Annotated in this window: 18 protein-coding genes and 1 pseudogene; 10 read left to right on the top strand and 9 right to left on the bottom strand. The window is 72.6% G+C overall.

Annotated features, from left to right (window positions below; all coding sequences use genetic code 11):
* Positions 1-32: 32 nt before the first annotated feature.
* Both IE142_RS13145 and IE142_RS13140 read right to left on the bottom strand, forming a co-directional pair.
* Complete coding sequence (locus IE142_RS13145; protein WP_191885921.1) at positions 33-1652, bottom strand: phytoene desaturase family protein; 1620 nt, start codon at positions 1650-1652, stop codon at positions 33-35.
* Positions 1645-2145, bottom strand: coding sequence for an SRPBCC family protein (locus tag IE142_RS13140; protein ID WP_191885920.1), 501 nt, complete (start codon positions 2143-2145; stop codon positions 1645-1647). The genes IE142_RS13145 and IE142_RS13140 overlap by 8 nt, the downstream gene beginning before the upstream one ends.
* Before the next feature lie 285 nt (positions 2146-2430).
* Between IE142_RS13140 and IE142_RS13135 the strand changes: the two genes are divergently transcribed.
* Both IE142_RS13135 and IE142_RS13130 read left to right on the top strand, forming a co-directional pair.
* Positions 2431-4863 carry a GH92 family glycosyl hydrolase gene (locus IE142_RS13135; protein ID WP_191885919.1) on the top strand — a complete coding sequence of 811 codons (2433 nt, stop codon included), beginning with the start codon at positions 2431-2433 and terminating at the stop codon, positions 4861-4863.
* A 206-nt stretch (positions 4864-5069) separates the two neighbouring features.
* Positions 5070-6233 carry a S1 family peptidase gene (locus IE142_RS13130; RefSeq protein ID WP_191885918.1) on the top strand — a complete coding sequence of 388 codons (1164 nt, stop codon included), beginning with the start codon at positions 5070-5072 and terminating at the stop codon, positions 6231-6233.
* 148 nt (positions 6234-6381) lie between these two features.
* Here IE142_RS13130 and IE142_RS13125 read toward each other — a convergent pair whose 3' ends face one another.
* Together IE142_RS13125 and IE142_RS13120 are read right to left on the bottom strand one after the other, a co-directional pair.
* Entirely contained in the window at positions 6382-6825 is a 444-nt protein-coding gene (locus tag IE142_RS13125; RefSeq protein WP_191885917.1) for a hypothetical protein, read from the bottom strand.
* Positions 6826-7217: 392 nt separating this feature from the next.
* Positions 7218-7403, bottom strand: a complete 186-nt coding sequence (locus tag IE142_RS13120) for a hypothetical protein (RefSeq protein WP_229830492.1) — start codon at positions 7401-7403, stop codon at positions 7218-7220.
* 227 nt (positions 7404-7630) lie between these two features.
* Between IE142_RS13120 and ctaD the strand changes: the two genes are divergently transcribed.
* Entirely contained in the window at positions 7631-9346 is a 1716-nt protein-coding gene (gene ctaD / locus IE142_RS13115) for an aa3-type cytochrome oxidase subunit I (RefSeq protein ID WP_191885916.1), read from the top strand.
* A gap of 9 nt (positions 9347-9355) precedes the next feature.
* Here ctaD and IE142_RS13110 read toward each other — a convergent pair whose 3' ends face one another.
* Positions 9356-10597, bottom strand: a complete 1242-nt coding sequence (locus IE142_RS13110; RefSeq protein ID WP_191885915.1) for a cytochrome P450 — start codon at positions 10595-10597, stop codon at positions 9356-9358.
* A 289-nt stretch (positions 10598-10886) separates the two neighbouring features.
* Here IE142_RS13110 and IE142_RS13105 point away from each other — a divergent pair, with 289 nt between their 5' ends.
* Entirely contained in the window at positions 10887-11753 is an 867-nt protein-coding gene (locus IE142_RS13105) for an MBL fold metallo-hydrolase (RefSeq protein WP_191885914.1), read from the top strand.
* 24 nt (positions 11754-11777) lie between these two features.
* Here IE142_RS13105 and IE142_RS13100 read toward each other — a convergent pair.
* Together IE142_RS13100 and IE142_RS13095 are read right to left on the bottom strand one after the other, a co-directional pair.
* Positions 11778-12367: pseudogene (locus tag IE142_RS13100) on the bottom strand (hypothetical protein).
* Between the two features lie 100 nt (positions 12368-12467).
* Complete coding sequence (locus IE142_RS13095; RefSeq protein ID WP_191885913.1) at positions 12468-12881, bottom strand: SRPBCC family protein; 414 nt, start codon at positions 12879-12881, stop codon at positions 12468-12470.
* 168 nt (positions 12882-13049) lie between these two features.
* Here IE142_RS13095 and IE142_RS13090 point away from each other — a divergent pair, with 168 nt between their 5' ends.
* Positions 13050-14234: a PP2C family protein-serine/threonine phosphatase gene (locus IE142_RS13090; RefSeq protein WP_191885912.1), complete on the top strand. Its 1185-nt coding sequence runs from the start codon at positions 13050-13052 to the stop codon at positions 14232-14234.
* Positions 14235-14261: 27 nt separating this feature from the next.
* Here the strand turns inward: IE142_RS13090 and IE142_RS13085 are convergent, their stop codons facing one another.
* Positions 14262-14573, bottom strand: coding sequence for a hypothetical protein (locus IE142_RS13085; protein ID WP_191885911.1), 312 nt, complete (start codon positions 14571-14573; stop codon positions 14262-14264).
* Between the two features lie 171 nt (positions 14574-14744).
* Between IE142_RS13085 and IE142_RS13080 the strand changes: the two genes are divergently transcribed.
* The 3 genes from IE142_RS13080 to IE142_RS13070 are packed head-to-tail and all read left to right on the top strand — an operon-like array spanning position 14745 to position 16491.
* Entirely contained in the window at positions 14745-15455 is a 711-nt protein-coding gene (locus IE142_RS13080; protein ID WP_191885910.1) for a nucleotidyltransferase family protein, read from the top strand.
* The gene (locus IE142_RS13075; protein ID WP_229830426.1) at positions 15452-15766 is read left to right on the top strand and encodes a BON domain-containing protein; all 315 of its coding nucleotides are present in this window, start codon (positions 15452-15454) and stop codon (positions 15764-15766) included. Before IE142_RS13080 ends, IE142_RS13075 begins: the two co-directional genes overlap by 4 nt.
* Entirely contained in the window at positions 15766-16491 is a 726-nt protein-coding gene (locus tag IE142_RS13070) for a metallophosphoesterase family protein (protein ID WP_191885909.1), read from the top strand. Before IE142_RS13075 ends, IE142_RS13070 begins: the two co-directional genes overlap by 1 nt.
* A gap of 36 nt (positions 16492-16527) precedes the next feature.
* Here the strand turns inward: IE142_RS13070 and IE142_RS13065 are convergent, their stop codons facing one another.
* Positions 16528-17166 carry a GNAT family N-acetyltransferase gene (locus IE142_RS13065; RefSeq protein ID WP_191885908.1) on the bottom strand — a complete coding sequence of 213 codons (639 nt, stop codon included), beginning with the start codon at positions 17164-17166 and terminating at the stop codon, positions 16528-16530.
* Between the two features lie 110 nt (positions 17167-17276).
* Between IE142_RS13065 and IE142_RS13060 the strand changes: the two genes are divergently transcribed.
* Positions 17277-19766, top strand: coding sequence for a molybdopterin oxidoreductase family protein (locus tag IE142_RS13060; RefSeq protein ID WP_191885907.1), 2490 nt, complete (start codon positions 17277-17279; stop codon positions 19764-19766).
* Positions 19763-20254: a hypothetical protein gene (locus IE142_RS13055; protein ID WP_191885906.1), complete on the top strand. Its 492-nt coding sequence runs from the start codon at positions 19763-19765 to the stop codon at positions 20252-20254. The genes IE142_RS13060 and IE142_RS13055 overlap by 4 nt, the downstream gene beginning before the upstream one ends.
* Positions 20255-20322: the final 68 nt, after the last annotated feature.

Here is a 20322-nt window from a genome sequence, read left to right as displayed (position 1 = left end):
GTCGGCCCCTTTCTCCGGGTACTGGGGGCGGGTCACTTCTTGTCGCCGGCCCGGTCGCGGCGGGTGAGGGCGCGCTGCACCCGCGTCAGGTCGGCGAACCGGTGCCGGCGCAGGGCGGCGCGGGCCGCGTTGGCACCCGGCGCCCCGTGCACTCCGCCGCCCGGGTGGGCGCCCGCGGAGGCCAGGAAGAGACCGGCCACCGGGGTCTCGGGGCGCCCCGCGCCGGGCACGGGCCGGAAGAAGAGTTGCTGGTGCATGGCGGTGGTGCCGCCGTTGATCGCGCCGCCCTCCAGGTTGGCGTCCATGGCCTGCAGCGTCGGCGGGGCCAGAACCCGGCGGGCCCGGATCAGCGCGCGGAAGCCGGGCGCGAAGCGTTCCACCTGGCGCTCGACCCGGTCGGCCATGAGTTCTTGGTCCTTGGCGTCCCAGCTGCCGGTGATGCCCTCGTCGCCCGCGTCGGCCCGGATGTCGTGGGGGACGTGGGTGTAGGCCCAGGCGGACTCGGTGCCGCTCGGTGAGCGGGACGGGTCGGTGGTCGTCATCTGCCCGAACAGTGAGAAGGGACGGTCGGGGACCTGCCGCATGGCGATCTGGGCGGCGAACCGGGTCAGCTCGTCGAGGCCGTCGGCCAGGTGCACGGTGCCGGCCCGAGCCGCGTCCTCGCACCTCCAGGGCACGGGACCGTCCAGCGCCCAGTCCACCTTGAAGGTGGCGAAGTCCCACTGGAAGCGGCGCAGATCGGCGAGGACCTGGGCGGGCACATGCTCGGGGGCGACGAGATCGCCGTAGAGCGCGGGCACCGACACGTCCGCCAGGACCGCGCGGCGTGCGGCGACCGTCTCGCCGCCGGCCGTGCGGACGCCCACCGCGCGGCGGTCGCGGACCACGACCCGCTCGACGCGCTGTCCGCACCGCACGGTGCCGCCGCGGGCACGCAGCCGGTGGACCAGGGCGGCGGTGAGCGCGCCCGCGCCGCCGACCGGCACCGGGAAGCCGTAGGTCTGGCCGAGCATCGACATCAACCAGCCGAAGCCGCCGCTCCCGGCCGCCTCGGGGGCGAGGTCGGCGTGCAGCGCGTTGCCGGCCAGGAGCAGCTTGCCGCCCTCGCCGCGGAACTCCTCCTCGCCCAGCCGGCGCACCGGCAGCACCAGGCTGCGGGAAAGCCGGAGGCCGCCCCCGGCACGCAGCCGCAGGGCAAGCCGGGCGACGGCGCGGATCGGGGGGAAGGGCGTGAAGAGGGCGTCGAGGATGTCGGCCCGGTAGCGGTCCCACACCTCGTGCAGCCGGTCCCAGGCGGCGCCGTCACCGGGCGCGAAGGCGTCGAGCGAGGCGGCGGTGGTGCCGGCGTCACGGTCGAGGACGGCGCAGGTGCCGTCGGTCAGGGGGTGGGCGAGCACGTGCGGGGCGTGGGCCCAGCGCAGTCCGTGGTCGTGCAGCCGCAGTCCGGCGAGGACCGGGGAGGCGACGGCGAGCGGGTAGAAGGAGCTGAACAGGTCGCTGACGAAGGCGGGGGCGACCTCGCGGTCGTGGCGCACCGCGCCGCCCGGCTCGGGCTGCTCCTCGAGGACCTCGACGCTCCAGCCGGCGTCGGCCAGCAGGTTGGCCGCCACCAGCCCATTGGGGCCCGACCCGATGACCACGGCGTCAGGCACGGCCGGTTCCCGTTTCGAACCGCACCGACCCGCCCGTGTCCGCCGGGTCCGGCCGGCTTCCGTCGCCCGACTCGCAGAGTTTCGCGAGCCTGGCGAGCATCGCGCGGTGCCGCACCTGTATCAGGGCCTCGACGCCCACGTTGTGCACGAAGCCGCCGGGCCCGCGCAACGGGTGTTCGTCCACGATCACCAGGCACTGCTCGCCCCAGGAGCGCAGCTCGATGGCGATGCGGGCGGTGCCGATCCGGCCCGCCTTGGCCTCGATCTCCAGCTCGGAGCCCGCTACACAGCGCCTGACCACGGATTCGTTGTTCAGCCGCACCGGACCGAGCCGGACCTCGTAGGCGATCGTCGCGCCGACCTGCGGCCACTGCCCGGAGGTGGGGGTGACGTCGGAGGGCCCCACCACCCACTCGACGTACCGGTTGCCGTCCGCGAGGACGTCCCACACCGCCTGCGGGCTCGCCTGGATCAACCGATGCCGCACCGCCATGCGTGCCTCCCACGCCCGAAGCCGTCACTGCAAGGACGCAGCATTGAGTGCCCAGCCCTGCGCAGCCCAACCCGGGGGGGCGTGGCACGCGGCCGGACCAGCCGGGACCGCGGCACCGCGAAGGCGGGACCGGGACCGTTCACCTCGCGGTCGCCCGCAGGTCCCGGCGGGCTCTTCCGTCCCTCCACACCGTCTCCTAGCCTTGCCCCGCCCGAAGATCGTCCCGCGCCGCGGTCCCCCGCGGTGCCCCGGGTCCCTGTCCCGACTCGAAAGGCGACTTTCCCTATGCGTCGTCCTGACGTACGCGCACTGAGGCGTCTCGGCACCAGATCGGCCGCGGCCGTGATCGCCACCCTCCTGGCCGTGGGGGCCGCCCCGCTCCCGGCCGGTGCGGCGGACCGGTCCCCGGTCCGGCCGTCCTCGTTCGTCGACCCCCTGATCGGCTCGGCGAACGGCGGCAACACCTACCCCGGCGCCACCCTCCCCTTCGGCATGATCGCCTGGTCGCCCACCAGCACGGCGGGCGACCAGACCAACACGGCGGCGGCCAACGGCTACTCGTACGACACCACCCGCATCCGCGGACTGAGCCTGACCCACGTCAACGGGGCCGGCTGTCACCCCGGAGCCGCCGGCGACGTACCGATCATGCCGTTCGTCGGCGACGTCACCTCGTCCCCCTCGGCGGACACCGAGGACCAGGTGTACGCCTCGGACTTCAGCCACTCCGACGAGAAGGCAGTTCCCGGCCGCTACACCGTCGGCCTCGCCTCCGGCGCCGCCGCCGACCTGGCCGTCAGTGAGCGGGCCGGCGTGGCCGACTTCAGCTTCCCCGAGGACGAGCCGGCCAACCTGCTCTTCCGGGTCTCCAACTCGCTCAACGGCAGCGAGAACGCGCACGTCGACATCGACGCCGCCCACCGCAAGGTGACCGGCTGGGTGCACACGGGCGCCTTCTGCGGCCGACGGGCCAACGGCGGGGAGAACAACCGCAAGAGCTATTACAAGCTGTACTTCAGCGCCTCCTTCGACCGTGCCTTCACCGAGGTCGGCACCTGGAAGGACGACACGCTCTCCCCCGGCTCGACGAGCGCGTCCGGCGGCGAGGGCTACGCGACCGGCGCGGAGCGCGCGGGCCGGGGCTCCGGCGGCTGGGTCGGCTTCGACACCTCCTCCGACAACGATGTCCGGATGCGGATCGGCATCTCCTACGTCAGTGTCGCGGGCGCCGAGGCCAACCTGCGCGACGAGGTCCCGCCGCGCGCGAGCGTCGACCAAGTGGCGCGGGCGGGCTCCCGGGCCTGGGACCGCGAGCTGAACTCCGTGCGGGTGCAGGGCAGTACGCCGGAGCGCCGCACCGCCTTCTACACGGCGCTCTACCACTCCTTCATGCAGCCCAGCCTGATCAGCGACACCGACGGCCGGTACGTCGGCATGGACCAAGCCGTCCATCGCGTGGGGCGCGGCCAACGAGCGCAGTACAGCAACTTCTCGGGCTGGGACCAGTACCGGGCCCACGTCCAACTGCTCGCACTGCTCAAGCCGAAGGTGGCGGGGGACTTCGCCCAGTCGCTGTACAACTTCGCCCGGCAGAACGGCGGGGTGTGGGACCGCTGGATCCACGTCAGCGGCGCCACCCACGTGATGACCGGCGACCCGTCCGCGGCGACGCTGGCCACTTTCTACGCGATGGGCGTACGCGACTTCGACTACGAGGGCGCCTTCGACTCCCTGGTCCGGCAGGCCACCGTGCCGCACCCCGACGGGCTGTCCGAAGCGGGCTGCCCGGGCCAGTGCGAGGGGCAGCGGCCCAACCTGGAGCAGTACCTGGCCTCGCACTACGCGGCTCAGGACGCCTGCCACTGCTGGGGCGGCGCCGCCGAGACGCTGGAGGCCGCGGTGGCCGACTCGGCGCTCGCCGAGTGGGCGCGGCTGTTGGGCCGCGAGAAGGAGGCCGAGGTCTTCGCCGACCGTGCCGGGTGGTGGCGTAACGTCTTCAACCCGGACGCCACGCCCGAGGGCGGTTACGTCCAGGCGCGCAACCTCGACGGCTCCTGGGTGACGCCGTTCGGCCCGGGAACGGGCACCGGCTTCGCACAGGGCACCAGCGCCACTTACACGTGGATGGTGCCCCAGGACGTGCGGGGGCTGGCGGCGGCCATGGGCGGCCGAGACGTCGCGGCGGCCCGGCTGGACGGCTTCTTCCACAGGCCGGACGGTTCCTGGTCGGTGGGCGGCGGCGACGCCCTGCGCTACGACCCGACCAACGAGCCCGGCATCCATGCCCCGTGGCTGTACAACGCGCTCGGGCAGCCGTGGAAGACGCAGGCGACGGTGCGGCAGATCGTCGACACGGTGTACGGCACCGGGCCGTCCGGGCTCCCCGGCAACGACGACCTGGGCACCATGTCCGCCTGGTACGTCTTCGCCTGCCTCGGCCTGTATCCGCGCACGCCGGGCAGCGCCGATCTGCTCCTGGGCGCCCCGGTGTTCACCGAGGCGGTGCTCGACCGGCCGGGAGGCACCGACATCACGGTGACGGCGCCCGGAGCCGACGCCGAGCACCGTTACGTGGACTCCGTACGTCTGAACGGGCGCGCGCACGAGGCTTCGTGGACGGGCGCACGGCTGACGCTGCGCGGTGGCACGCTCGGGTTCGGACTGGCGGAGCGGCCCGACACGCGGTGGGGCACCGACCCGGCGGATCTGCCGAAGTGAGCCGGTGCCGGCCGGCACCCGCGGGAGCGCGCGGAGCCGGCCGGCCTTCCGCACGAAGCTCTCCCGGAAAGGCCTGCATTGGCATGGACCTGATCTTCCGTCCTGGCTAAGCTCGAAGCGACCTCGAAGAGAGCGCTCTCAGAACCGCGGTTGTTCCACCCAACAGTTCCACCCCCACCTTGCTGGAACGACGAAGGGCAACTCCCGTGAGACGCAGCAGACTCAGGCATCTCGGCCTGGCCACCCTCCTCGTGCTCGGCGGCCTCACCGCGACCGGCACGCTGCCGGCCTCGGCGGCCGGCACCACCACCGGCTCCGCCGACGAACAGGCTGCTTCCGCCGGTCTCCTGGACGCCATGCAGCGGGACTTCGGCCTCACCCGGGCCGAGGCCGAGGACCGGCTAGCGGCTGAACGCCGCGCCACCGACCTCGCGCCCACGGCACGCCGGGCCGCCGGGGACGCGTTCGGCGGCTCCTGGTTCGACGCCCGACGAGCGCGACTGACCGTGGCGGTCACCTCGGACGCGTCGCCCACGACGGTCCGGGCGGTGGCCGCCACCGGTGCGCGGGTGCGCACCGTCGAGCACAGCGCGCGGCAGCTCGACGCGGCCAAGAACCGTATCGACCGCATCGACGCCCCCGCGGGCGTCAGCAGCTGGCACGTCGACCCGGCCGCCAACTCGGTGATCGTGGACGTGGTCAGGAGCGAACGCGGCGACAACGATGTCCGACGCTTCCTGGAACGGGCCCGCGAGGCCGGCCCGGTCACGGTGCGCACGGTGACCTCGGCGCCGAGCACCTTCGCGGCCGGCACGGTCGGCGGAGACCCGTACTACACCGGCAACGTCCGCTGCTCCATCGGCTTCTCGGTGCACGGCGGATTCGTCACCGCCGGGCACTGCGGCGGGGCGGGCGCGGCGGTGCGCGGCTGGGACGGCTCGCACGTCGGGACGTTCCAGGGCTCCTCCTTCCCGGGCAACGACTACGCCTGGGTCAGCGTGGGCAGCGGCTGGTGGACGGTGCCGGTGGTCCTCGGCTGGGGCACGGTCTCCGACCAACTGGTGCGCGGCTCGAACGAGGCGCCCGTGGGCGCCTCGATCTGCCGCTCCGGCTCCACCACCCACTGGCACTGCGGCACCGTGCTGGCGAAGAACGAGACGGTCAACTACAGCCAGGGCGCCGTGCACCAGATGACGAAGACCAGTGTCTGCGCCGAGGGCGGTGACTCGGGCGGCTCCTTCATCAGCGGCGACCAGGCGCAGGGCGTCACGTCGGGCGGTTGGGGCAACTGCGCCAGCGGCGGGGAGACGTGGTTCCAGCCCGTCAACGAGATCCTGAACCGCTACGGGCTGACCCTGCACACGGCCTGACCCCCGGGAGCGGCAGGAGGCCTCACCGGGTGACCGGCGGGCGGGCGGCGGGTCGGCGGCGGAGCACTTCGCCGTTGACCCGCCGGTCCCGCGTCTTCCCGGCGGGCTCCGTCCGCCGGGCGCCGGTCGCTCACGGGCCGGCCGCGGCTCAGAAGTCCCCCGGCCCGGCAGCCCCGCCCGGCGCCTCGGGGCCGCTCGCCGTCGTCACTCGGCGGTAGGCGGCCCGAGCGTGCACCAGGCGGGCCAGCGCCGTGCCGGCGAGGGCCGCGCCGAGCAGGCAGGCCAGCCAGAACGCGTCCCGCCGGCCGCCCCAGGTGAGGGTGCCGGCCGGCGGGATGGCGAAGCCGTTGAGGGACAGCCAGCACAGGAGAGCCGTTCCGGGAGCGGCCGTGAACCGGGCGCACAGCCCGAGCAGCGCCGCCAGCAGCGTGAGCAGGAGCAGGACGAGTCCCGGACGGCCGTACCCCACGGTGCCGTTGACGAGCGCCACCAGGGCGAGGGCGCCGCCGAAGGCTCCCGCCCACACCAGCGGAGCGGCGACCGGCCGGGGAACGGGTCTGGGGCCGCTGCCGAAGGGCACCCACTCGATCATCTGACGGCTCCTTCCGGTCCCGGACGGCTCCGACCACGGCATCGGACACCGACCCTGCGGGCAGATTGTTCCACCGGGCGGTGAGTGACGCGGTGGTCTGAGTGACGACCCGGCCCCACCCGCCCGTCCGTACCGCCCGGGCTTCGGCACGGAGCACGCCGGCAACTCGATGCTCGCCCCGCGGCCGCTGGAGCTCTCGGTGACGATCGCGGAGGATGAAATGCCGAGCACGCCTGCGAGCACCAACGCCCCCGCACACCCCAGCCGAGGACGGCCCCGAAGCCGAGCCCTGCGCCGGCGTTCAGCAGCAGATCACCCCGTCCGGTACGACCCCCGTACGCCGTCCGCCCCGCCGCGGGATGCGACGGGGCGGACGGTTCGCGGACGGTCCGTCAGCACGGCGTGGTTGCCATGAGCTTCTCGAAGGAAGCCATGCAGTCCGGGCAGTGACGTGCCCGTTCGCCGTCGGATGCCTCGATACGTTCGCGGAGCTTTTCTCCGCACAGGGTGGCCGCTGCCTTTTTGGCCATCACGTGCCACACCAACGCTCCGCCCGCCTTCTCCGGGCCCACGCACATTTCGTACATGATCGGCCTCCCAGCCTGGACGCCGCTGACACACTCCAGGAGACACCGGATCGGCCCGCACCAGTAGCGAGCGGGGGCCATTCGGGTGACGGCCGCTTCGCCCCTCCGAGGTGGTGACACACCCGGACGGATAGAAACGATCAGCCAATCGGCCCCAACCGGGTGGGTGTGTGACGTGGCGTCGACGCAGGCGGCCGACGGTCGGCTGCTGTGGTCGGATGGCGACACAGACCGAACCGATCGCTCCGGTCCCGGCTGCGGGACGCCGCCACAAGGGGCGGGTGATCATCTCCTGGCTCACCACGACCGATCACAAGCGCATCGGCCACCTCTACCTCATCACGTCGTTCGCGTTCTTCCTGATCGCGGGGGTGCTGGCGATGCTGATCCGGGCGGAGCTGGCCCGTCCCGGGCTGCAGCTGGTCTCCAACGAGCAGTACAACCAGGCCTTCACGATGCACGGCACGATCATGCTGCTGCTCTTCGCCACCCCGACCTTCGCCGGATTCGCCAACGCCGTCATGCCGTTGCAGATCGGTTCCCCGGACGTGGCCTTCCCACGGTTGAACATGCTGTCGTACTGGCTCTTCCTCTTCGGCGGCCTGATCGTCCTGGCGAGCTTCCTCACCCCACAGGGCGCCGCCGACTTCGGCTGGACCGCCTACACACCGCTGAGCGGGCCCCTGCACTCCCCCCATCTCGGCGGTGACCTGTGGATCACGGGGCTGGCGCTGTCCGGCTTCGGCACCATCCTGGGAGCGGTCAACTTCATCACCACCATCATCTGCATGCGTGCGCCGGGACTGACCGTCTTCCGCATGTCGATCTTCGTCTGGAACGTCCTGCTGACCTCGGTCCTGGTGCTGCTGGCTTTCCCGGTACTGGCAGCGGCACTGCTGGTGCTGGAGGCGGACCGGCACTTCGGAGCACACGTGTTCGACGCCGCGAACGGCGGGGCGATCCTGTGGCAGCACCTGTTCTGGTTCTTCGGCCATCCCGAGGTGTACATCCTCGCGCTGCCGTTCTTCGGGGTGGTCACCGAAATCATCCCCGTCTTCGCCCGCAAGCCGGTCTTCGGTTACATGGGGCTGGTCGGTGCGACCATCGCCATCGCGGGACTGTCGGCCACGGTGTGGGCGCACCACATGTTCGCCACCGGTGCCGTGCTGTTGCCGTTCTTCTCGTTCCTGACGTATCTCATCGCCGTCCCCACGGGTGTGAAGTTCTTCAACTGGATCGGCACCATGTGGCGCGGGTCGCTGTCCTTCGAGCCGCCGATGCTGTGGGCGGCCGGGTTCCTGGTGACCTTCCTGTTCGGCGGCCTGACCGGGGTGATCCTCGGCTCACCGCCGCTGGACTGGCACGTCACCGACTCCTACTTCGTCGTCGCGCACTTCCACTACGTCCTGTTCGGCACGATCGTGTTCGCGATGTTCGGCGGCTTCAGCTTCTGGTGGCCGAAGATGACGGGCCGGATGCTCGACCACCGGTTGGAGAAGGCGCACTTCTGGACGCTGTTCGTGGGTTTCCACACGACGTTCCTGGTGCAGCACTGGCTCGGTGTGGAGGGCATGCCGCGCCGGTACGCGGACTATCTGGCCGTAGACGGTTTCACGGCCCTCAACACCGTCTCCTCCGTCGGCGCCTTCCTGCTGGGGCTGTCGACGCTGCCGTTCCTCTACAACGTCTGGAAGACCGCCAGGTACGGGCGGCCGGTCGGGGTCGACGACCCCTGGGGGTACGGGCGTTCACTGGAGTGGGCCACGTCCTGTCCCCCACCGCGCCACAACTTCCACGCGCTGCCGCGCGTGCGCTCCGAGTCGCCGGCCTTCGACCTGAACCACCCCGAGCTGGTCCGGATCGACCAGGCCGAGCAGACGGGGCGGCGCGACGCGGTGGAGCCGGGCGGAGGAGACAAGGGCGACCGCTCTTGACGGACCGTGTCAGGGCGCCCGTACGCCGGTGACGGCGAAGCCGCTGCGCGGCCGGGTCGGGATGCGGCGCAACGGGATGCGCAGGTCCTGCTCGGGGACCGTGTACTCCAGGCGGGCGAGTCGCACCGCCAGCGCCTCCAGCAGGCCCACGGTGATGCGCTCGCCGGGGCAGCGGTGGCCGGTGGCCGGGTCGCCGCCGCCCTGCGGGATCAGTTCGTCGGGGTCGGGGGGCCGGTGCAGGAACCGCTCGGGCCGGAAGACGTACGGGTCGCCCCAGAGCTCCTCGTCGTGGTTCTGGCCGTAGACGTCGAGCAGCAGGATCCCGCCGGGCGGGACGGACTCGCCGTGCCAGGTGAGCTCGGTGACGGTCCGTCCGCCGAGGAACGGGGCGAACGGGTAGAAGCGCCGGACCTCGTGCGCGAACGCGGTGGCGTACGCGCCGTCGCCGGCGCGCAGCCGCTCGCGGTGGGCAGGCCACCGGTGCAGGGCGTGGGCGGAGAAGGCCACGAACCAGCTGACGGCTGCCGTGGGGCGCAGCATGTTGAGCAGTTCCACCGCGGCGGTGCGGGCATCCAACGGGCCGGCCGGGGTGTCGCGGTGCCGGGAAATCCTTTCGAGCACCGAGCCCTCGGGGGCGGCGACCGCCTTGGACCGTACGTCCTCGATGAGGCGGGCCATCCGAGTCTCCTGCCGCGACCGGGCCCGGCGGGCCCGCAGATGGCGCGGTCCCGGGGTGGCGAAGCCGTCGACCATCGCGATCAGGTCCCGGGCGAGTTGCTCCGCGTCGACTGCCTCCCGCGGGAGCCCGGCCCAACGGCAGACCCCGCGGGTGAGCACCACGCCGGCCTCGTCGAACAGCACGACACGGGGGCGTTCGCTCCAGTCGTGCACGGCCTCGTCCCAGGCAGCGGTGACGTGCTCGGTGAGGCCGGTGACCCGGTCGGGGTCGAGCAGCGGCAGGAACAGTTCCTTGCGGGCACGGTGGGCGTCCCCGTCGAGGGTATGCACCGCGCCTTGTCCGAACAGGGTGTCCAGCACGGGAGCGGGAATCGCGCCGTGACGGTGGACGTGTGCCTCGTCGTAGAAGAAGCGCACGGCGTCCGGACCGCGCACGGCCAGCGCGGGCCTGCCGAGCAACCGGGTGCGCACCACGGAGTCGGCGCTGTCGCGCATCCGGTCGGGCAGCCAGGCGTACCCCTCGGTGAGCAGCGGCAGGGTGCGGTCCATGAACGGGCGGCGATGTGCGTCCATGGCCGGCGAGTGCCCTGGGCGGCGGCGGGGACACCCGGGGGGCGGGGCGGTGGTGCGGGTGGACGGGCTCGTATCGGCTCGGGGGTGGGCCGATCGCTCGTCGCGGAACGGCATGTGGCGGGCCCGGCGGTGGCCTGCTCATGCCGGGCGGTCGGGTGAGGGGCCACAGGAGGGGTACTCCGTCCTCCCACGAGGAGCCCGGCGCTCGGGCGGTCCGGGCGCCGCGTCCGTGACCGCAGCCACGCAGCCCCGCGGCCCCTCAGCCCCGGACAGAAATCGGACCAGTGCCATGTCCCCGTCCACGCCTGCGTCCCCGGCCCAGACCCCGGACGACTCCCTGCGGATCCACTTCATCGGCAACGCGACCGTACTCCTCCGGTACCGCGAGCTGAGTCTGCTCACCGATCCGAACTTCCTCCACCGCGGCGAGCGCGCCCACCTCGGCTACGGGCTGGTGAGCCGCCGCCTGACCGAGCCCGCGCTGAACCTGGGCGACTTGCCGCGGCTCGACGCCGTGGTGCTGTCACACCTGCACGGCGACCACTGGGACCGCAGGGCCCGGCGCCTGCTGTCCCGGTCGCTGCCGATCGTCACCACCCCGCACGCCTCCCGCCGACTGCAGGGCGTGCACGGGTTCCACCGGTCCGTGGGGCTGCGCACCTGGCAGGAGGAGACCGTGCGGCACGCGGACGCGCAGGTACGCATCACCTCACTGCCCGGACGGCACGCCGGGCATCCGGTACTGCGGCGCCTGCTGCCGCCGGTGATGGGCAGCCTCCTGGAGTTCGGCCCGGCCGCCGGTCCCCCGCGGCACCGGCTGTACGTCTCCGGCGACACCCTGCTCTTCGACGGCCTGGACGAGATCGCCCGGCGCTTCCCTGGTATCGATCTGGCCGTGCTGCACCTGGGCGGGACGACCCTGCCGGGCGGCTTCGTGGTGACCATGGACGGGCGCCAGGGCGCGGAACTCGCCCGGCGTCTCGGCCCCCGCCTGATCCTGCCGGTGCATTACGACGACTACACCGTCTTCCGTTCGCCGCTCGACGCGTTCCTGGCCGAGGCCGACCGTAAGGGGCTCGCCGACCGGCTCGTGCACTGCCGGCACGGTCAGCGGGCCGTACTGCGTCCGGACGGCGGACCGCCCGTCGTGACGTGACGGGCGGTCCGCCGGCGGGATCGTTCAGTGGAGCTTGTCGACGGCCGTGACCGTGGTCGCCCGGAAGTCGGGCACCTGCGCGTGCGCGAAGGTGCCCGTCTGGCCCCACTTCACGACCGTCACGGTCCCGCCGTCCCGCCCGACCGAGAACAGGTTGATGTCGGAGGCTCCCCACTCGGCGACCGTGTGGACGCCGTAGACGTGCGCGCCCTCCTCCACGACCAGCCGGCCGTAGTACTTCTGCGTGGCGGTGATGTCGGGGTACTGCTCCATCACCGTCCGCGCGCAGCCGGCCAGGTCCGCACGCAGCAGGGCGGCGAGTTCCCTGGCCGCTGCGCGCTTCGCTCGACCACCGTCACCTGCAGGGCACCCGTGTCGTACTCGGTCCGGTACCGGCGGTGGGACGCGGTGGACGGCAGAGCCTCGCCGACGCACATCGGCAGCGGGTCCGGCTGCCCGGCGGTCACCGGGCCGGCGTACCAGTCCGAGGAGGGGTGCGGCGGCAGTTAGGCCGGCTCCAGGAACGCGGGCGGGGCGGAGGGCGGTGCCGCGGCGGTCGCCCGGACCGCGGCCACGCCGAGGGCGGCGCGGGCCGCTCGGGCACGGACGTGCATGCTTGATTCCCCCATGTCGGTTCGTCGGTGTCGGTGTCGGTGTCGGTGTCGGCTGAGCCTTCCCGGTACGACCCGACCTGACCGCCATGGGTTGCCCTCGTCAGCCGGCCGCGTTGTCGGTGCGTATCCGCACCTGCTCCTCCAGACGCCGCAGGCTCCCGTCCAGGGCCTCGACCACCGCACGTTGCCCCGGGTCGTGGCCCTCGTCGAAGAACGACAGGTGCACCGTCACCTCACTGGCCCCGCTGTCCAGACCGGCGACCTGCAGCCAGCCGGCGTAGCTGCCCTGCTTGCGGGTGCCCCATTCGAGCCTCATCTGCTCGGGCCGGGCGCTCAGCAGCGCGGAGGTGTCCTGGTCGGTACGGTCTTCGTGCACGGTGACGGCCGGCGGTTCCTCCGGCTCCACGTGCAGGTCCCGGGGCAGCCATGTGTCCAACTGCCCGACGTTCGCAGCTTGATCGAACACGTGTTCCGGCTGGGCGGGCATGGTGCGGGAGCGCTCGTACTCGGTCATGTGGCACCACTCCTCGGCGTTCGGGGTCCTACGACGTGCCGCGTGCCCCCTCTGCCCGGACCGAAGCGCCGCCCGGGCGACCGGCACGGCGGGCGGGCCGGGGCGCGCGGTGCCAGACTGCTGGCAACGTGCCCCGTACCGGCGGGTTTCTCGACGAGGGGAGACGAGGTGTCCACGTCAGAGGCGAGCGAAGCACTGCTGCGGGAGTTCCTCGCCGATCCTGCCCATCTGACACTCGACCTGGCCACCGCCGTGACCCGATGCGCCAAGGCGCTGGACCTGCAGCACGCCGTGGTCTACCTCGTCGACCTGCAACAGCGGTATCTCGTGCCGCAGACGGATGTGGCGCCTCCCATCCCCGTCGACGGTTCGCTCGCCGGCTGGGCCTACCGGACGCAGGCGCTGCGCGTAGAGGAGTCCGACACGGGCGGCGTCACGGCGTGGCTGCCCCTGCTCGACGGCGCCGAACGACTCGGCGTGCTGGGGGTGCACTCGTCGGCGCTCACCACCGCCACGCTGATCCGGAGCCGGGCGCTGGCCTCGCTGCTGGCCATGATGATCACGTCCAAGAGGGCCTTCGAGGACTCGTTCGTCCGGCACACGCGCACCGAGCCGATGCACCTCACCTCCGAGATGCTCCGTGCCTTCCTGCCGCCCCGCACCATCGGCAACGCGCACGTGGTGTCGACGGCCGTGCTGGAACCCGCGTACGAGCTCGGCGGCGACGCCTTCGACCACTCGCTCACCCAGACGACACTGCACGTGTCGGTCATCGACGCCATGGGGCACGACCTCGCATCCGGACTGACCAGCGCGGTGGCGCTGGCCGCCTGCCGCAACGCCCGGCGCAACGGGGCCGACCTGCCCGCGCTCGTGCGCCGTGTCGACGAAGCGCTGGCCGGGTGGCTGCCGGAGCAGTACTGCACCGCGGTCCTCGCCCAGCTGGAGTTCGAGACCGGACTGCTGCGGTGGAACAACTGCGGCCACCCCGCTCCGCTGCTGATCCGCGGTGACCAGTTGCTCGTCGACGCCCTGGAGCGGGAGGCCGACCCTCCGATGGGCGCGCCGGCCCAGTTGTCCGCCGAGCCGCGCCGGACCCACGAGATGCGGCTGGAGCCCGGTGACCGGGTCCTGATGTACACCGACGGGATCACCGAGGCGCGCACCCGGGAGGAGAAGCTGTTCGGGCTCGAACGGTTCGCCGACTACGTCATCCGGGCCACGGCCGGCGGCGAGCTGGCCCCGGAGACGCTGCGGCGGCTGATCCACTCGATCCTGGACTCGCAGTCCGGCGGGCAACTGCGGGACGACGCGACGATCCTGATGTTCGAGTGGCGGCCGCCGGACCGCTGACGTGCCGCGGCGCAGTGGTCCGGGGGGTCAGATCCGGTGCCCCCGCGCGCGCAGCCAGTCGTGCACGGTGTCCTTGTCGGCCGGGGTGATCCGTACGGGGCCTGCCACGTAGGGGCCCTCGTCCTCGGTGAATCCGGTGTCCGTGATCCTCGCCGTGACCCACGTGGCCAGGTCCTGGGCGGCCCGCTCGGACAGAGCTCCCCGGTCCCAGCCCGCGCGGGCCTCACGGGCCGCGGCACGGTCGTGGTGTTCGGTCTCCGCGAGCCACGCCGCCACCAGCCGTTCCACGGTCCGGCGGTCGTCGGATGCGGTCCGCCGCTGCGTCTGCTTGTCGTTCATGCCGCCCGGGTGCCCGCATTCGCCCAGCCGCCACAGCTCCGGGCACGGTCGTCGTGTCGGCGGTACCGCGCCGGGTACCCGCACCGACAGGGGACGACCGGCCGGGCCCGTACCGGCGCGGCGGTCCGTCCGGTCCGGCCCGCGAGGCAGCAGCCCGGAAAGGGGACAGCAATGACGCAGCCCGCCGACGACCACGCTCTCGACCGGCGCGCCGGCGTTTCCGAGCTCCGTCCGACGGTGGGGGACCCCGGACCGGTCCCCCCGCACGATGTCCACCCCGAAGACCTCCCGCTCGACCGCAACCAGGCGATCCTGCAGGCGGCCAAGCAGGTGGGCGCGATCCTCAAGCGCAACGAGCACCCGTTCGCGCTGGCGGGCAGCGTCGCCGTCTACGCACACGGCGGCACCCAGAACCTCCAGCACGACGTCGACTTCTGCGTCCGTCCCGACGACGCGACCGCCGTCGCCGAGACCCTGCGGGAAGCGGGCCTGACGGTGTACACGCCGCCCGAGGACTGGCTGCTGAAGGCGAACTGCCTGGGTCAGCAGGTCGACCTCATCTTCGAGCTGGCCCACCAACCCGTCACGACGGAGCTGCTGGCCCGGGCCCAGGACCTCTCGGTCGACTCGGTGCTCATGCCGGTGCTGGCACCGACCGATCTGCTGCGCGGTCTGCTGGCGGCCTTCTCCGAGCACCACTGCGACTTCGGGGCGGTGCTGCCGATCGCCCGTACGCTGCGGGAGAAGATCGACTGGGACGAGTTGCGCCGCGACTGCGGTGACGCCCCGATGCCCGCCGCGTTCTTCTTCATTCTCGAACGGCTGGAGATCATCTCCCCGGCCGCCCCCGCGGCCACCGCCTCGAAGGAGGAGCAGCGATGAGCGACCCCGTAGGCCACCAGGGCCCCGCGGCGAGCGGCCCCGCCTCCGCGGCCGGGCACGCCGGACGCCCCGAGAACGTCGAGTACCGCGTGGCCCACCTGCACGACCGGCTCGCCGCGGAGGAGCTGGGCGAACTCGGCGTACGTGCCGAGATCCGGGCCGGGGCGATCGCGCTCACGGGCACGGTGCCCTCGGCGCAGTGCCGCGAGAGCGTCCTGCGGATCGCCCGCGAGGAGCTCGCAGGACTCACCGTGCACACCGACATCGTGGTGGCGGATACCACCCGTCCCGACCATGCGGAGGAGCTGTGATGATCCGCGTCGCCGCCGTCGGAGACATCCACATGGGGCCCGACAGCGAGGGGCTGCTGCGGCCCGCGTTCGAGACCCTGCCCGACTGCGCCGACCTGCTGCTGCTCGCCGGGGACCTCACGCGGCACGGCTCCCCCGAGGAGACTCGGGTGGTGGCACGGGAGGTGCGCGGCCTGCCGGTGCCGGTGGTGGCCGTCCTCGGCAACCACGACCACCACGACGAACAGCCCGAGAAGGTCACCGCCATCCTCCGGGAGGCCGGGGTGACCGTCTTGGAGGGCGAGGCCACGGTTGTGGAGTGCGCCGGGGGCCGAGTGGGGATCGCCGGGACCAAGGGGTTCGGCGGCGGGTTCGTCGGGCGCAACGCCGGCGAGTTCGGGGAGCCGGTGATGAAGGAGTTCGTGCGCACCACCCGCCGCTCGGCGGACAGTCTGCACGCCGCGCTGAAGGAGCTGGAGGAGGAGGGCTGCGCGGCGCGGGTGGCGCTGACCCACTTCTCCCCCGTCGCCGACACGCTCGCCGGGGAGCCGCCGGAGATCCATCCGTTCCTCGGCAGCTACCTGCTGGCCGAGGCGATCGACACGGCCGGCGCCGACCTGGCCGTCCACGGCCACGCCCATCTGGGCACCGAGCACGGGATGACGGCGGGCGGCGTACGGGTGCGCAACGTGGCCCAGCCGGTCATCCGCCGGGCCTTCAGCGTCTACCGGCTGGGCTCGGCCTGACCACCACGTGCCCCGCTCCCGTCGCCGCCGTCCTCGTCAGGACCGTTCCGGTTCCTGCGTCGTACGCCCGAGGCAGGTGACGTCGGCGGGGTCGAGTCCCGCCGCCTCGATCACGTGGAAGCCCAGGCGGTCGTAGAAGGCCCTGGCGGGTGTGTTGGCCGTGGCCATGACCAGGTGCACGGCCGGGACCCCGCGTTCGCGCAGCGCCCGCCAGAACGTCCGCATCAGCGCCCGGCCGTGTCCGCGGCCCTGCCACTCGGGCAGCAGGTCGATGTGCAGGTGAGCCGGGTAGGCGGCGAGTTCGGGGACGATCATCCGCTCCGGGTCGTGCAGCAGTCCGGCCATGACCTCGTCCGGTGTGCCGGGCGGGCCCGCGGGCGCCGGGTATCGGTCGGCGACACGCGGCAGCCACTTGGCGCGGAACTCCTCGGCGAAGCGCGGGGTGTCGGCCGTACCGAGGATGTAGCCGACCGCGCGTCCCGTCCCGTCGTCCAGCACGAAGGCCAGGTCCGGGTCCAGGTGGACGTAGGGGGCGGCGAAGATGGCGGGCAGGACGGTGGGGTCGGCGTACACCGGCCGGCTGTCCCGGCCGTTGTGCGCGGTGCGGATACAGATGTCGTCCAGGGCCGGGGCGTCGGCCGGACGGTACGGGCGTACGGCGGCAGTCGGGGTCACCGCAGCATCCTGCCCGATTGGGAGCGCTCTCACACGTGATTCGCTTCGATCGGCGGCACCCGGGTACCCGCCAGCCGGCAGTGTGGCGAACGTTGGCGGGAGGCCGGTAGATGGAGGACGCGACGGACCGGATCGCGCAGCCGTGGGGCGACAGGACGCCCTACGGACGGCACGACACCTGGCCGGCCCGGGTGGACACGTTCCTCAAGGCGGGGGTGGAACCCGGGGCGGTGGAGCGCTGGGTGCAGTCGGCGTCGATCCTGCACTCCGACGGCGACGCCATGGACATCGCGGTGGCCGACGGCCGGATGGTGGGCGTGCGTGGCCGCGACGTGGACCGGGTCAACCGGGGCCGTCTCGGTCCGAAGGACCTGTTCGGGTGGCAGGCGAACGCCTCCCGGGACCGGCTGACCCGGCCACTGGTCCGGCGCGACGGGCGACTGGTGGAGACGGACTGGGACACCGCGATGGACTTGGTGGCCGCCCGCTCGCGCGAGCTGCTCGAGGAGCGGGGCCCGGGTTCGATCGGCTTCTACACGTCCGGTCAGCTGTTCCTGGAGGAGTACTACACGCTCGCGGTCCTGGCCCGGGCCGGCATCGGTACCAACCACCTTGACGGCAACACCAGGCTGTGCACGTCGACGGCGGCGGAGGCGCTGAAGGAAACCTTCGGCTGCGACGGACAGCCCGGCAGCTACGACGACTTCGACCACGCCGACGTGGTCGCGCTGTTCGGCCACAACATCGCCGAGACCCAGCCCGTGCAGTGGATGCGGCTGCTGGACCGGCTGGAGGGGGCCGATCCGCCGCGCCTGCTGTGCGTGGACCCCCGGCCCACACAGGTCGCCCGGCACGCCGCCGTGCACCTCGCGCCGCGCGGCGGCACCAACGTCGCGCTGCTCAACGCCCTGCTGCACGAGACGATTCGGCACGACCGCGTCGACCGGGACTTCATCGCCGCGCACACCGTCGGCTTCGAGGAGCTGGCCGAGCGGGTCGCCGACTGCACGCCCAAGTGGGCGGCGGACATCTGCGACGTGCCGGCCGCCCGGATCGAGGAGGCCGCCGAACTGGTCGGCACCACCGACGCGTTGGTCTCCACCGTCCTCCAGGGCGTCTACCAGTCCCACCAGGCCACCGCGGCAGCGGTCCAGATCAACAACCTGCACCTGATCCGGGGCATGCTGGGCCGCCCGGGCGCCGGACTGCTCCAGATGAACGGCCAGCCCACCGCCCAGAACACGCGTGAGTGCGGCGCCAACGGCGACCTGCCGGGCTTCCGCAACTGGCAGAACGATTCCCACGTCGCCGACCTCGCGAAAGTGTGGAACGTCGAACCCGAGAAGATCCCGCACTACGCGCCGCCCACGCACGCGATGCAAATGTACCGGTACGCCGAGCAGGGCTCGATCCGCATGCTGTGGATCAGCGGCACCAACCCCGCCGTCTCGCTGCCCGAACTCTCCCGGATCCGCTCGATCCTGACGCAGAAGCGGCTGTTCACGGTGGTGCAGGACCTGTTCCTCACGGAGACGGCGCAGTTGGCCGACGTGGTGCTGCCGGCCGCCACCTGGGGCGAGAAGACCGGCGCGCTCACCAACGCCGACCGCACGGTGCACCTGTCCGAGAAGGCCGTCGAACCGCCCGGCGAGGCCAGGCCCGACCTCGACATCTTCTTGGATTACGCCCGGCGCATGGACTTCCGGGACAAGGACGGGGGCCGGCTGATCACCTGGGACGACCCCGAGTCGGCGTTCGAGGCGTGGAAGCACTGCAGCGCCGGCCGCCCCTGCGACTACACCGGCCTGACCTACGCCAAGCTGCGCGGCACCAGCGGCATCCAGTGGCCGTGCGTCGAGTCGGCCCCCGAGGGCACCGCCCGGCTCTACGCGGACGGCATCAGCTGGGCGCACCCGGACCTGTGCGAGAGCTACGGCAAGGACCTCGAGACCGGGGCGTCGCAGGAGGTCGTGGAGTACCGCTCCCTCAACCCTGACGGCAAGGCGATGCTGAAGGCAGCCGCCTACCGGCCGCCGCACGACGAGCCGGACGAGGAGTACCCGTTCCAGCTGACCACGGGCCGGACGGTCTACCACTTCCACACCCGTACGAAAACCGGACGGGCGCCGCAGCTCCGAGACGCCGCCCCGGACGTGTGGGTGGAGATCTCCACCGCGGACGCGGACCGGCTCGGCCTCGGCGAGGGCGACCTGGTCGAGGTCACCGGCAGGCGCGGTGCCCTACGCGGGCGGCTGCGGGTGACCGGTATCCGGCCCGGGCTGCTCTTCGTACCGTTCCACTACGGCTACTGGGACACCGGGAACGGGACGGGACCGGGACCGGACACGCCCGGGCGTGCCGCGAACGAGGCGACCGTCACCGACTGGGACCCGGTCTCCAAACAACCCCTCTTCAAGACGGCCACCGCGTCGCTCACCCTCGTCGAGCGCGGTGACGGCCGCCCGTCCCCGGCGCCGACCACCACCGCGTCGGCACCCGCCACCGTCGGCGCCGCACACCCCACCGCGGGCGGGGAGGCGGCACACACGACGCAGTCGCCGACAAAGTTCCCGCACGGCCGCGAGGAAGGCGCCCGGTGAACGGCATCACCCTGACCCTGCGCACGCTGCACCGCGGCGAGCGGCGCCTGGCGCACGACCTGATGACCGTCGCCGAGCGGCACCGCACCGAGCACGAGGTCCACCACGTCGCCACCGACCTCGCCGCCTGGTCCCGCGAACACGTCCGCCGTGTGGCCGAGGTCGCCGCGCACCATGGCGTGAAGCTCGGTGATCCGCCGGGCACCTCCCCGGACGGCTTCTTCGCGACGCTGCGCGAGGAGGCGTCGGCCGCGGTGGTGCACCGGCCCGAGCCCGGCCTGCTGCTCCTGCGCGACCTGCGCGAGCTGCACGTCGCCGCCGCGGAGAACTCGCTTCACTGGGAGATGCTCGCGCAGGCCGCGCAGGCCTCCGAGGACAGCGAGCTGCTGGGGCTCGCCTCCGCCTGCCATCCGCGGACACTGCGCCAGATGCGCTGGACCAACACCATGATCAAGATCTTGTCGCCGCAGATCCTGAACAGCCTGTGACCTGCGCCGGCACCTGGCGACGCGGCGCCCGCCCGCGCCCCGCGGAACCGGGCGCCGAATGGCGCCAC

Source organism: Streptomyces mutabilis, assembly GCF_014649815.1.
In the GTDB taxonomy this organism is placed as follows: domain Bacteria; phylum Actinomycetota; class Actinomycetes; order Streptomycetales; family Streptomycetaceae; genus Streptomyces; species Streptomyces mutabilis.
The sequence above is the reverse complement of the archived record's forward strand: the minus strand, read 5'-3'. Positions and strand labels throughout refer to the sequence as shown.

Bases quoted from the DNA above. Each gene is read 5' to 3' on its own strand.
- IE142_RS13070 (WP_191885909.1), top strand. From the start codon at position 15,766: ATGATCCGCGTCGCCGCCGTCGGAGACATCCACATGGGGCCCGACAGC.
- IE142_RS13095 (WP_191885913.1), bottom strand. From the start codon at position 12,881: ATGACCGAGTACGAGCGCTCCCGCACCATGCCCGCCCAGCCGGAACAC.
- IE142_RS13125 (WP_191885917.1), bottom strand. From the start codon at position 6,825: ATGATCGAGTGGGTGCCCTTCGGCAGCGGCCCCAGACCCGTTCCCCGG.
- IE142_RS13135 (WP_191885919.1), top strand. From the start codon at position 2,431: ATGCGTCGTCCTGACGTACGCGCACTGAGGCGTCTCGGCACCAGATCG.
- IE142_RS13085 (WP_191885911.1), bottom strand. From the start codon at position 14,573: ATGAACGACAAGCAGACGCAGCGGCGGACCGCATCCGACGACCGCCGG.
- ctaD (WP_191885916.1), top strand. From the start codon at position 7,631: ATGGCGACACAGACCGAACCGATCGCTCCGGTCCCGGCTGCGGGACGC.
- IE142_RS13120 (WP_229830492.1), bottom strand. From the start codon at position 7,403: ATGTGCGTGGGCCCGGAGAAGGCGGGCGGAGCGTTGGTGTGGCACGTG.
- IE142_RS13140 (WP_191885920.1), bottom strand. From the start codon at position 2,145: ATGGCGGTGCGGCATCGGTTGATCCAGGCGAGCCCGCAGGCGGTGTGG.
- IE142_RS13110 (WP_191885915.1), bottom strand. From the start codon at position 10,597: ATGGACGCACATCGCCGCCCGTTCATGGACCGCACCCTGCCGCTGCTC.
- IE142_RS13080 (WP_191885910.1), top strand. From the start codon at position 14,745: ATGACGCAGCCCGCCGACGACCACGCTCTCGACCGGCGCGCCGGCGTT.
- IE142_RS13060 (WP_191885907.1), top strand. From the start codon at position 17,277: ATGGAGGACGCGACGGACCGGATCGCGCAGCCGTGGGGCGACAGGACG.
- IE142_RS13075 (WP_229830426.1), top strand. From the start codon at position 15,452: ATGAGCGACCCCGTAGGCCACCAGGGCCCCGCGGCGAGCGGCCCCGCC.
- IE142_RS13105 (WP_191885914.1), top strand. From the start codon at position 10,887: ATGTCCCCGTCCACGCCTGCGTCCCCGGCCCAGACCCCGGACGACTCC.